Genomic DNA, 12,362 nt, shown 5'->3' on the forward strand with positions numbered 1-12,362 from the left:
TCTGGAAATTATAGAAATCTATGACTGTGATGTATCTTCAAGTATAAAAGTATATTTCACTTTTTTGTTTGTAAACAGACTGTCCTGCTCGAATAACTGACGATATCTTCTGAAACTATTGAAAATAATAGGATAAAAAGTTAAAATTAAATCAGATTATTTTTCTATTTTGGATTTTTCTTTTACTTAGTAAATGTAGAGCCTTTGGGTTCAGTTTTAATAGCAGCTGTGCTATTAACTGTCCTGAAGGCTTTTTTTTATGAAAAAAGTAAACGACAGTAAAGAAAATTAATAGAAATGAAACAAAATACTAGGAGGGAAAGGTTTTGACGACGACTAAATTATTTGATTCTAATGTCTGTAGGAGGATTACATATGTATAAAATCACATGCTTTTGTCCTCTAGAACCTACAAAGTTAGAAAGCTTATTAAAGGGTATAGGATTTTCAAGTAAAAAAGATGGATTGGAATGGTATTTTGAAGATATAGTTTTTCGTATTGAACCATTTAAAGGACATTCTAATCAAAGAGAAAAGGGATATAGAGTGTATTTTAATGGTAATAATACTATGAGCTTTGCTTATATGTTTGACCTTTCATTAGGAACTTTAAATACTACAATTACCTGTATTGAGTATATGTTAAGTGAGGAAGGGAAAAACTCTAATGATTGGCTATCACTTTTAGATAATAATCCATCTATAATTACTATTGACACAAGGGGTTTCTATCAAAAAAACAGTATAAATATAATTGTTACTAATAATACTGTAGTGTTCCAATTGAGAAGTAAAAAGAATACAAGCTTAAAATTAATAAGCGGGTTAAAAAGGATCGAAGAATTGGTTGAATATATTATTCCAACCACTTACGATCTTTTTTCATTTGAGGAGGAATTAGCATAATGGTTGATTTTTATACTAGTAAACATTTCTATCAAATTCGTGAAAATATATTATTGATTGACGGAAAAATAGAAGAAAAGGGCAATATTTCTGTATATCATCTTATAAAAGATGAACCCGCTTTTATTAAAATATCTCAAAAAGGCAATATACCAAAAATAATAAAAACAGAAGATGTATTATTCGTTGATAATTCATTAGAAATTTATCATGGCCAAAAAACAATTAAGAAACATTTTCTCGTGTCGGTTCTACTTAAATTTAATGAGCAAGAAAGATATATAACTACAGATATTTTGGCTGCTAACGAGGACCATGCAAAGAGAATTATCAAGGTAAACTATAGTATGTTTCATATTTTAAATATAAATGTTAAGAATGTGAACATTGTTAGGTTATTCAATAATATCCAATAAGGAAAAGGGAGAAACCACTATTACTATTATATCACTAGTAGTGGTTTCTTAATGAAAATATTTAATGTTGCTCTTTTTAATATTGAAAAGAAAAACGGGGAAAAGTTTTATGAATAGAATTGAAGATTTAATTGACATACTTAATAAACGTGGATGGGATTATATAATCGAAAAAAAAGGAAACATTAGATTTATTTTAGAGAATCAAGAAATTATATGTTCTAAAGTGGACTCAGAAGGCATTAAAAAAATCATACTTGATATTATAAACTGGTAAACTAGCAGGATTGCATTAGAGGGGAGAAAATCCTTTTAGAACAATTATTATACATTTTAGATAAGAAACCTTTCTCTTATAACAGAAGCGCAAATAACAGCTATTTTGTAAGTTAGAGAGTATCTAGAACACATACTTGACACTAAATCTATATTGGAGGAAATAAGATGTTATTAAAACATGTAGAATTAGAAGATATTGAAAATAATGATGGTTGGACTAATAAAGTTGACATTTATGGTTATGAAAACAAGGTATGGGTAATGGCTCATGGTTTTTTTAAAGAATACCCTACTAGGGATTTTGAGAATACAAAAAATAAAATTGATAGTATTATTGCTAAATTAAAAGAGGTGTCTTTTAAAATAATTTATATTAAACAATATTAGTACTAAATAAAGGGTATGGATAATATAATTTATCTATACTCTTTATTATATATAAATTATCTAGCTTTCTAGTTTTAATATTTTAACTTATTTTTAATAGTTTTAGATGTTTTAATATTTTATCGTAGCTTTAAACCCTTGGTACTAATAGGTTAATAGTAGACAATTATAGCAAAATTGGGATAAAATATAACATTTTTAGGATGAAATATAGCAATTTTGGGACGAAATATAGCAAATTTAGGGTGAAAATGTAACATTTTTGGGATAAAATATAACATTTTTAGGATATGTAGTTACCTTAGTTTTATAGTTTTAATATTTTAGGTATCTGATGAACCCTTGATATATCTGTGTTTAATGATAGTAAATATATCATATTTGGGATAAAAAATAACGTTTTTGGGATAAAGTATAACAATTTTGGGATCAAATGAACAAATGATATTTAAGCACGTTACATTTAGTTGATAATTTAAAGACATCTTTTATAAATTGCATTTCTTAAATTACTCGAGTCAGAGGATCTTTAAAATCATAATGATATGCATATATTTTTTATTAAAAAATATATTTAATACACTCTTAAAAATTACTACTAAAAAACATCCCAAATATGTTATCTTTTTTCAGATTTTGAATTATAACATATTTGGGATGTTTTTTCTTTTAATAATTGAACTATAAAATTTTTTGGATGTAATGTCTTTTGGAATGAAGGAACTATAACATATTTGGGATAGTGTTATCTTTTGATAAGTGAACTATAACATATCTGGGGTAGGGTTATATATAGAAAAAGCGAAACTATAACATATTTGGGATAGTGTTATCTTTGAGATAAGCGGAACTATAACATATTTGGGATAGTGTTATCTTTGAAAAAAAGCGAAACTATAACATATTTGGGATAGTGTTATCTTTGAGATAAGCGGAACTATAACATATTTGGGATAGTGTTATCTTTGAAAAAAAGCGGAACTATAACATATTTGGGATAGTGTTATCTTTGAGATAAGCGGAACTATAACATATTTGGGATAGTGTTATCTTTGAGATAAGCGGAACTATAACATATTTGGGATAGTGTTATCTTTGAAAAAAAGCGGAACTATAACATATTTGGGATAGTGTTATCTTTGAAAAAAAGCGGAACTATAACATATTTGGGATAGTGTTATCTTTGAGATAAGCGGAACTATAACATATTTGGGATAGTGTTATCTTTGAGATAAGCGGAACTATAACATATTTGGGATAGTGTTATCTTTGAGATAAGCAGAACTATAACATATTTGGGATAGGCTTTAGAAAGTAGAAGATCTTATTGATTAGAATATTCTGAAATATAACAGTTAATAATCTTTTGTTATATTTCACTTTCTTTTCTCTGAAAATAATGTCATAATTTGTTTAAGATTACAAACTTGTTAGTAGGTGATAGTTTGATAGAAACAAAGCAAGTTGAATTTAAAGTAAATGATCTAATCATCCAGTCTAATGATTTAATAGAGGCTTATTATGATAATGAATTAACCACTTTAGAGCATAAGTTTATTCGATATGTTGCTAGTAAAATTAAGAAAAATGATTCCCAATTTCCAGACTATACAATTACTGTTAAAGAATTTGCAGAAGTCATGAATGTTAAAGGAAATAATTATCATAGTCAGATAAAAGAGTTAGCTGATGATCTAACAAGAAAAAGAATAAAGATTCGCTCGTCTAATGATAAAATGGGATGGTTTCCATGGTTTAGCGCTATTATATATGATAATGGTACTGTTCATGTTTCTTTTAATCCAATAATTAAAGATTATTTAATTAGCTTAGACAGTAGATTTACAGGATATTCTTTTGATGATATAAAAAAATTAAAAAGTGGATATACAGTGAGAGTTTATGAACTGTTAAAACAGTATGAGAAAATTGGAAAAAGAACAATAGAGCTAGATGAACTTAAAAGGATGATTGGAGTAGGGGATAAGTATCCTGTATACGGGAATTTCAAACAACGAATATTAAATGTTGCCAAAAAAGAGTTAGAAGCAACTGGAGAATTATATTTTTCTTTTAAAGAAGTCAAACAAGGTAGAAAAACAGTAGCAATAGATTTTAATATTCATAAAAAAAGTCCTAAACAACAAACTCCTCTTTCCAAAGAATCACAGGAATTTGTTGAATCAGTAAAGAAATCTCTATATATTCATGGCATCGATATTTCTGATAAGAAAATTCTATCCTGGAAAAAGTATGGAATAGAATTAATTTTAGAAGTTTTGGAAGAAATAAAGCATAGAGACATTGAAAATTATGAGAATTACATATCAAAAGTGTTAAAAAGTAAGTATGAAAATAAAGAAGTTGATCCTGATATAGGAAAAGTGGAAAATACTAGCAAAGAAATAATAGATGATATAAATGAAATAGATGAATCTCTATTAAATCTTGCTCGTCAAAACATCGTTGCAAAATATGCGCCTGGTAAGGAATTAATTCCAGATTATTTTCTAGAAAAAGAAGTAATTCCATTTTTCATGAAGTTCATGAACGTTAGTGAAAAAGTTGCAAGTGAATTATGGGAAAAATATAAAACAATTATTATGTATCAAATTAAAACCAAAAAAGATGAACAATTACAGAAACGATATAATAGATAACATAACAAAAAATAACTCAATGGGACTACCCCAAATATGAAGGTAAATCAAAGTTACCTTATATTTGGGGTAGTCTTTTTTGCGAAGGAGATTGAATAATGAAGAAGGAAAGAATACATTCAATTGATATTATAAGAGGATTTGCAATCTTAGGCATAGCTTTTGCAAATATATTACCCCTAAGTGGTCCTCATTTATATGAATCCTCTCCAAGCAGTATTTGGATGGATCCTATTGATAAACTAGTAGAATCGATTTTATTTATCTTCGCTGAAGGTAATTTTTATTCCCTCTTCTCTATCCTTTTTGGTTTTAGCGCAATTATTTTTATGGAGAACGCAGAAGACAAAGGATATAATCCTTACTATTTATTCTCAAAGAGATTATGGATACTGTTTGCAATTGGATTCTTACATGCCTTTTTCATTTTTTATGGAGATATACTCATGATATACGCAGTAATAGGTTTGTTCTTACTTCCTGTTTATAAAGTTCCTGGTCGTGTTATGATGCTGCTGATTGGTATATTTATGATTCCAATGTTGTTTGAATTAATTAAGATACTGTTATTTGATTATCAAATTGCAGCTGTTGATTATAACTTATTACAAAATGTGATTATTAATTATCAAACAGGGGGAAGAATTGCATTATTACAAAATACTGTTGATTGGTTAACGATTTACTCTATAGAAAATCTTCCATCTTTGTTCTGCAGTATTTATCCAATGTTTTTGTTAGGGATGATATTAGGAAAAAATAAAGCATTGATTACTAATATTAAGGAAATCCACAAATTAATGTGGGTGATAAGTGGTAGTATTGGTATTGCAATAAAAACATTAGCAATAATATATTCTGACTCCTACTTTTTAATAAGACTTTCCGAAATTTTTGGTAATATAAGCATGTCCATATTTTATGGTTTATCTATTCTGTTATTACTAAAAAAAACAGGAAAGCATTTCAAATTAATTGCTAATATAGGAAAAACATCTATGAGTAATTATTTATTCCAAACAACATGTTGTTTTTTCATGTTTAAAGTATTTAAGTTATATGCACAAGTTTCACCTGGTCATTTAGTTTTTCTTTCTATAGCTTTAATATTCATACAAATATTATTAAGTAATTGGTGGTTAAAAAAACATAAGCAAGGACCCATTGAATCGGTATGGCGTAAGTTAACTTACTATAAAAGGACTCCTTCCTATAATAGGGTTGATAAGAAATAGATATAATAGTAGAATGAAAATGTAACTATTTTATATTTTTAACATTTTAGCAGCCTTTTATTGGCTAGCAGTTTAGATATTAAACGCAGCGTCCTTTGGGATGATTTATTGAGTATTACACTTTATGTGTAATTCATTAAACCATCTCTCAGGGCGCTTTTTGCGTTTTATATAAATAATATATTGAGAGGATGAAGAAAAATGATGAAAGAAACAATTAGTAAGGGGCCAGTTTTACAAGGAAATGTATTTGAGGAAAGTAAAAGAAAAGCAGAAAAAATTATTGCTAGTAAACCAATCTTACATTCTCGTCATAGTATCGAGATCATTTTGCCAGATGGGGAACGAAGAATATTTAAAGCTAAGTCAGTGTCAAAAGAACATGCATTTAATGAATTCTTAGTATTTATTGAGTGTTTAGAGCAAGGAATTAACTCAAAAGTAATGTGGAGGTATAAAGGCGATAAGGTTTATCATTTTAGTACAACTATCTACGAAAAACCTTCTACAATTACACGCTTAAAGAAAGCGATAATGGGATATTTTTTTGATATTGAATAAAGAGCTATGAGGACATTTACATTTAATTAAGAGAGGTAGATTTATTATGAGTAGATACAACGACGCAAAGGAATATATTAAGTATTTTGGGGAGAATGACACTAGTCTTCCACATTTACTGGCTATTATTGTCGGTGAAACCGTATGTGACTCAACGATCGATACTTTAGGTGAGTTAGGTTTAAGTGGGATTTCTCAATTATCTGAAGAGGAGCTATTGAAGTTCGAAGGAATAACTACGGAAACTTTATTTAGAATAAAAGCACTAAATGGAATCTTAAATATGGTACCAAAATTTGATTGGCAATCGGAATTTAAAATATCTTCTAAATTTGATGTAATTGAATGTGTGAGAGATATTCGTTATAAGCAGGATTCACAATTAGATCTTTTATTTTTAAATAAGAATAATGTGGTTATAGGCAGACAAAATATTGTTAAAGGGACTAGAACACTCAATAAAGACTTAGTTCATTTGGCATTTCGACAAGCAATTAAAAGAAACGCTTCAAAAATAGTAGTCTGTAGTAATGAACCTGCAGGTTATGCAGTTTTAAAAGATGAAGACTATTCTTTATTCGACTATTTTTTATCTATATCCAATCTAATGAATGTTGAGGTACTTGATCATATTATTTTGGGTAAAAAAATGTGCGTTTCTATTGCGGAAGAGATTACGAATAAGTCCAAAGGAGAATTAGCATGAAAAACCAATGTAACCTAATAGGCCGATTGAGTAGAGATCCTTATTTAGCAGGTACAGAGGAAAATCCAGTCTGTTTTATGACACTTGCTGTAAATCGAAACTATAGAAATCAGCATGGAGAAAGAGAGGCAGACTTTATTCCAATTAAAGCATTTAAAGAGAAAAAGTTAGCTACCACTTGTCATAATAATTTACAAAAAGGTAGTTTAATTGCTGTTACAGCACGTTTGCAAGCAAAATTTAAGGATAATAAAACAGAAATTGAAATCATTGCAGAAGATATAGTCTTTTTAGATTCAGGTAAAAGGAGACTGAAGACTGAGGATGATGGAGAGAATAATCACAAATATTCATATGAGGAGAATTATCATCAAGAGGATATAATGCCTTGGGAAAGATAATATTGAGTAAACGTTCATTCTAATAGAATGGGCGTTTTTTCATGATTAAAAATAGGAGGAAATAACATGTCTCATATAGGTAACAAACGTGCGACACGTTGAGCTATAAATGACATTAAAAAAAGTCGTGAAAAGCTCGGATATGGGATTGCAAATTCATATCTAACTGTCATTCCAAACTATGAATGAGGGAACTAACCACCCCGAAGCATAGTCACTAAGACTCCTACATGCGTCAACTCCCTCCGAAGGATTTGAGGTGTGAAGCTAGGTAAAGTCGATTGAAGTTGGTCCCAATGCTGTTATTGTAATGGTTCAACGATAAATCGGGTGTCTATAAAATATATATGGTGAGAATGTCCTTGTAACTGACGAACTTTCGAATGTACACAACTATAACCTAGATGATTAGGAATAATCATCGCCGTATAAAGCGGTACTTGTGAGGATGAGTAAGAATGTTTGTTATGAAAATCCTTAGCAACAAAGAAGGGTTGCTCCAGCAAGTAGTTGTAAAGAAAGCACCTAAGTATATATGAACAGATAGGAATGATTGGAACGTGGAAAGCGAGTAACGTGGAGGTTCGGAGACTTTTGAAGCGTTCATACGGAAAAGAGCAAATCTATAACGTGTGTTAATACTCGTGATGGTGGTGGCATGGTACCGAAGAAACAGGGATAACAAACTGTGGAGGGAAGGCCACTAGTCTAACGGAATTAAACAGAAAATTACTAGGGTAAGCAATCGGTTAGGACAAGTAGGCAAAATCCTTTTAAAGGAGAGTAGCGAACTTACCAATGAATGATAGTGTAAGATATTCCGAATATTATTTAATGCAACCAATTTTTGATAATCTATACGCAAAATCAAAAGAAAATTTTTCATTTTCTAATCTCTATGAACTAATTATTAGTAGAGACAATCTACTTTTAGCATATAGAAATATCAAATCTAATACGGGGAGTAAAACTGTTGGAACAGACGGATTAAGTATCAAAGATTATAAAATAATGGATGAAGCTACCTTTATCAATAATATCCGAGAAAGGTTAGCCAACTTCCACCCTAATAGTGTACGTCGAGTTTTCATTCCTAAAGCTAATGGAAAGGAAAGACCGCTTGGCATACCTACAATGGAAGATAGACTTATCCAACAATCCATAAAACAGATACTTGAACCAATATGTGAAGCGAAATTCTTTGAACATTCCTACGGTTTTAGACCAAACCGCTCAACACATCACGCTCTTGCAAGGATGCTAAACCTTATAAACGTAGGGAAAAATCATTATGTTGTTGATATTGACATTGAAGGATTCTTCGATAACGTCAATCACAACAAATTGATTAAACAACTATTTTCTTTAGGTATTAAGGACAAAAGGCTCCTGGCAATTATTAAAAAGATGTTAAAAGCCAATATTGAAGGTGAAGGGATACCAAACAAAGGTGTTCCACAAGGTGGAATACTTTCCCCTTTACTCTCAAATGTCGTTCTTAACGAACTCGACCATTGGGTAAGTGACCAATTTGAAACCTTCGACATTAGCAAACTAGGAAGTAAAGATACTCGTAAATACCGCTTTTTGCAGACCAAAACAAACATGAAGCAAGGCTTTATTGTTAGGTACGCAGACGACTTTAAAATCATCACAACTTCATATAATGAAGCGAAAAGATGGTATTTTGCAGTACAAAATTTCCTTGAAAAGAGACTAGGTTTAAATATCTCGAAAGAAAAATCGAAGATAACAAATCTCCGCAAAAGAAAATCCGAATTTCTTGGATTCAAAATTAAAGGGGTTAGGAAAGGAAAAAGAATCGTAGCACATAGTTTCATCAGCGATAAAAAGAAACAAGATATTATACAATCCTTACGCCAAAGAGCTAGAACACTATATCGTTCTAACACCCGAAAAGAAGCATATGAATACAACTCTTATATTAGAGGAATTCATAACTACTTTTCTGCTGCATCGCACGTTAGCGTTGATATGAAAGAAATTGCCTACAAAACTTACCGAACTATATGGAATAATCTTTCAAAAATTAGTGGATCAGGCAAATGTGAAGTGAAAGGATATGAAAAATACAATTACACTACCTTTTCCATCAAAGAAGTACCTTTAATTCCTGTTTCAGCGGTGAAATCTATCGTGGTGAAACAATTTCAACAGGATATTAATGACTACAGTCCGAAAGGTAGAGAGCTAAATAGTAAAGTCAATCTCATGTATAACATTCAAAAAGCTGTGCAACAACTAGCTAAAACTTACATTGAGAAAAGAAGCATTCAATACAATGATAATCGTGTCTCAAAGTTCAGTGCCAGTAAAGGCAAATGTTTTGTTACAGGTGTGGACCTAACTATAGACATTCACAACTATCATTGCCACCATATTACACCTATATATTTAGGTGGAACTGACGAATACGAAAATTTGGCTGTACTTCATAAATTTGCTCATATCTTGGTTCATGCTACGAAAGAGGAAACTATAGAAAAATATATGAGGTTGTTGAATATAAACGAATATCAACTAAAGAAATTAAACAAGCTTCGTAAAGCTTGCAAACTTCAACCTATTAAAGACTAGTAAACTGTATAACCAGTTAGATGGGGCGCCGTATGAGGTGAAAGTCTCACGTACGGTGCTAACCGGGGGAAAAGTCGGAGATTACATCAAAGACTTACCTATCGGAACTAAAAGCAGGTTTTTTTGCAACACCTGAAACACAAGGTGAATATATCATTAAATTACTAAATGTCGAAGGTAGTGGTGTTTGGTTTGATCCCACTTGCGGAGAGGGAGAGATTCTAAATCAACTTGCAGCTGCCTTTAATAATGAAGAGACTATTATTAATACTTATGGAGTCGAACTTGATAGAAGACGTGCTGAACGCGCTTCAAAGCTTTTGAATCATTGTATAAATGCCCCTATAGAATCTATGGTAATACAAATTGAAGCTGTGTCATTCTTATTTCTTAATCCACCATATGATTTTGCATTAAAGGGGATGGATGATTCTTCAGCCAAAAGAAAAGAATGGGTTGAATTAGAAAGGAATTATAGATATCTAAAAGAGAATGGAATATTGATATATATTATTCCTTCATATCGTTTTGCAGATCAAAAAATTTCTAGGTTTTTAGCAACTAACTTTAATGAAGTTGGCATTATGCGATTTTCCAAAGAGGATTATGAAGACTATAAACAGTGTATTTTTATTGGAAGAAAAAAGGCAGGAAAATATAAAGGAATTAATGAAAAATTATTTGATTTTTTATTAAGAATGGATTCCGAGGAATTTATATTAAAGAATGTAAATACGATTGATCAGATTGTAACTAGAGAATTTAAATGGAATGTACCAAGCGGTTATAAAAACTTATCTACATTTTATACAAAATTGGCAAATAAAGACGATTTTGTTGAAAGTATTAGAGAGAGTAAAGGATTCGAAGCTTTTATGAATAGAACCAAGCCACGTCAATTAAGTATAGGTGGAGAACCTATTCTGCCGCTTAATCAAGGGCAATTGTCTTTATTATTAGCAAGCGGAGCGATTAATGGTGAGCTAGGTGAAGGCGAAAATTATCATTTAGTACAAGGTCTTGAATCCGTTTCTAAAATTGTGGATGAAGAGGTAAAACATCACGACAATGGCAGCAAGACTGTAATAACTAAAACCAGAACAAAGAGGGATGTATCTGTAAAGATAATAACTCCAAATGGGATGATAAAAAAATTAGTGTGACGGTGATTGATATGATAAAAATTTTAGAATTATTCGGAGGTATTGGGGCCCCAAGAAAAGCTTTATTAAATCTGGGGGTTGATCATAAAGCTATAGATTATGTAGAGATAAAAGAAAATAGAGTACGTGCTTATAATGCTCTATATGACCATGCTCATAAACCACAATCCGTTGTTGGATGGAATCTGAAGCCGGATATCCTTATCCACGGATCTCCCTGCCAAGATTTTTCAAGGTCAGGATATAGAAAAGGTGGAAATATAAAGACTAAGACTCGCAGTTCATTAATGTTTGAAACGCTTAAAATTATAGAAAATATGGGGAAGTGGAAACCAAAAGTTGTAATTTGGGAAAATGTAAAAGGCGTTTTAGATAGAGACCTAATTGGCCCGTTTAACTCTTATATTCAACAAATGCGTAAACTAGGATACACAAATTCTTTCGATGTTTTAAATGCTGTTGACTTTGGTATTCCACAGCAAAGAGAAAGAGTGTTTTGTATATCCATTTTTGGAAAAGAGGCATTTGACTTCAATAAATTAGAAAGAACCCCAATGCGTCATATTAGTGGATTCTTAGAGAATAAAGTAACTGGTTCTCAGTATTTGGTTAATGTTCCAAGTATGTTGAGTAGAATAGAAGAATTTAACCCAGTTAAGGAAACGGATAAGTATAAACGTAGATTATCCGTAATAGAAGATTATTGTTGGACTATAACAGAAAGACAAGATCGATGTCCTAACGCTGGAATTATTAGATTAAAAGATAAAGAGGGATATAGATATCTAACTGAAAGAGAAGTATGGAGATTAATGGGTTTTGATGATAGGGATTTTGAATTAATCTTGGAACAATTCCCTTCTAGAAAGGGTTGTAGAAATGCTACTCTTTACGAACTAGCAGGAAATAGTATAGTCGTCCCAATTTTAGAAGCAATTTTTAAAGTTATTCTAAAAGAGGATTTTGCAGAAGATTTACTAACAAATACAAAAGGGCAATTAGAGTTGATTATTTAATTAAATGGAAAAAACGGATTAGATCTAATATTCT

At 30.6% G+C, this 12,362-nt stretch carries 12 protein-coding genes; all 12 read left to right on the forward strand.

Annotated features, from left to right (window positions below):
• The first annotated feature begins 375 nt into the window (after positions 1–375).
• Positions 376–906 carry a hypothetical protein gene (locus tag NST77_RS25125; RefSeq protein ID WP_144545589.1) on the forward strand — a complete coding sequence of 177 codons (531 nt, stop codon included), beginning with the start codon at positions 376–378 and terminating at the stop codon, positions 904–906.
• A complete protein-coding gene (locus tag NST77_RS25130; protein ID WP_341123849.1) occupies positions 906–1,322 on the forward strand; it encodes a hypothetical protein in 417 nt (138 codons plus the stop codon). The genes NST77_RS25125 and NST77_RS25130 overlap by 1 nt, the downstream gene beginning before the upstream one ends.
• 109 nt (positions 1,323–1,431) lie before the next feature.
• Entirely contained in the window at positions 1,432–1,599 is a 168-nt protein-coding gene (locus NST77_RS25135) for a hypothetical protein (RefSeq protein WP_341123850.1), read from the forward strand.
• A 167-nt stretch (positions 1,600–1,766) separates the two neighbouring features.
• Complete coding sequence (locus tag NST77_RS25140; protein WP_016205245.1) at positions 1,767–1,988, forward strand: hypothetical protein; 222 nt, start codon at positions 1,767–1,769, stop codon at positions 1,986–1,988.
• A 1,445-nt stretch (positions 1,989–3,433) separates the two neighbouring features.
• Complete coding sequence (locus tag NST77_RS25145; protein WP_341123851.1) at positions 3,434–4,648, forward strand: replication initiation protein; 1,215 nt, start codon at positions 3,434–3,436, stop codon at positions 4,646–4,648.
• Between the two features lie 98 nt (positions 4,649–4,746).
• On the forward strand, positions 4,747–5,883 hold the full coding sequence (locus NST77_RS25150; protein WP_144545594.1) for a DUF418 domain-containing protein: 1,137 nt from the start codon (positions 4,747–4,749) through the stop codon (positions 5,881–5,883).
• Between the two features lie 201 nt (positions 5,884–6,084).
• Positions 6,085–6,444, forward strand: coding sequence for a DUF6018 family natural product bioysynthesis protein (locus tag NST77_RS25155; protein WP_144545596.1), 360 nt, complete (start codon positions 6,085–6,087; stop codon positions 6,442–6,444).
• Between the two features lie 46 nt (positions 6,445–6,490).
• Positions 6,491–7,150 carry a JAB domain-containing protein gene (locus NST77_RS25160; protein WP_341123853.1) on the forward strand — a complete coding sequence of 220 codons (660 nt, stop codon included), beginning with the start codon at positions 6,491–6,493 and terminating at the stop codon, positions 7,148–7,150.
• Positions 7,147–7,551 (forward strand): single-stranded DNA-binding protein, encoded by a 405-nt coding sequence (locus NST77_RS25165; protein ID WP_016205240.1) that lies wholly within the window; start codon positions 7,147–7,149, stop codon positions 7,549–7,551. The genes NST77_RS25160 and NST77_RS25165 overlap by 4 nt, the downstream gene beginning before the upstream one ends.
• Positions 7,552–8,349: 798 nt before the next feature.
• Positions 8,350–10,149: a group II intron reverse transcriptase/maturase gene (ltrA, locus tag NST77_RS25170; protein WP_341123854.1), complete on the forward strand. Its 1,800-nt coding sequence runs from the start codon at positions 8,350–8,352 to the stop codon at positions 10,147–10,149.
• 80 nt (positions 10,150–10,229) lie between these two features.
• The gene (locus NST77_RS25175; protein ID WP_341161098.1) at positions 10,230–11,312 is read left to right on the forward strand and encodes a DUF6094 domain-containing protein; all 1,083 of its coding nucleotides are present in this window, start codon (positions 10,230–10,232) and stop codon (positions 11,310–11,312) included.
• Between the two features lie 11 nt (positions 11,313–11,323).
• Complete coding sequence (locus NST77_RS25180) at positions 11,324–12,328, forward strand: DNA cytosine methyltransferase (protein WP_341123897.1); 1,005 nt, start codon at positions 11,324–11,326, stop codon at positions 12,326–12,328.
• Positions 12,329–12,362: the final 34 nt, after the last annotated feature.

This window comes from Niallia sp. FSL W8-0177 (genome assembly GCF_038006285.1).
GTDB classification, from domain to species: Bacteria; Bacillota; Bacilli; order Bacillales; family Cytobacillaceae; genus Niallia; species Niallia circulans_A.

Bases quoted from the DNA above. Each gene is read 5' to 3' on its own strand.
- NST77_RS25125 (WP_144545589.1), top strand. From the start codon at position 376: ATGTATAAAATCACATGCTTTTGTCCTCTAGAACCTACAAAGTTAGAA.
- NST77_RS25130 (WP_341123849.1), top strand. From the start codon at position 906: ATGGTTGATTTTTATACTAGTAAACATTTCTATCAAATTCGTGAAAAT.
- NST77_RS25135 (WP_341123850.1), top strand. From the start codon at position 1,432: ATGAATAGAATTGAAGATTTAATTGACATACTTAATAAACGTGGATGG.
- NST77_RS25140 (WP_016205245.1), top strand. From the start codon at position 1,767: ATGTTATTAAAACATGTAGAATTAGAAGATATTGAAAATAATGATGGT.
- NST77_RS25150 (WP_144545594.1), top strand. From the start codon at position 4,747: ATGAAGAAGGAAAGAATACATTCAATTGATATTATAAGAGGATTTGCA.
- NST77_RS25155 (WP_144545596.1), top strand. From the start codon at position 6,085: ATGATGAAAGAAACAATTAGTAAGGGGCCAGTTTTACAAGGAAATGTA.
- NST77_RS25160 (WP_341123853.1), top strand. From the start codon at position 6,491: ATGAGTAGATACAACGACGCAAAGGAATATATTAAGTATTTTGGGGAG.
- NST77_RS25165 (WP_016205240.1), top strand. From the start codon at position 7,147: ATGAAAAACCAATGTAACCTAATAGGCCGATTGAGTAGAGATCCTTAT.
- ltrA (WP_341123854.1), top strand. From the start codon at position 8,350: ATGAATGATAGTGTAAGATATTCCGAATATTATTTAATGCAACCAATT.
- NST77_RS25180 (WP_341123897.1), top strand. From the start codon at position 11,324: ATGATAAAAATTTTAGAATTATTCGGAGGTATTGGGGCCCCAAGAAAA.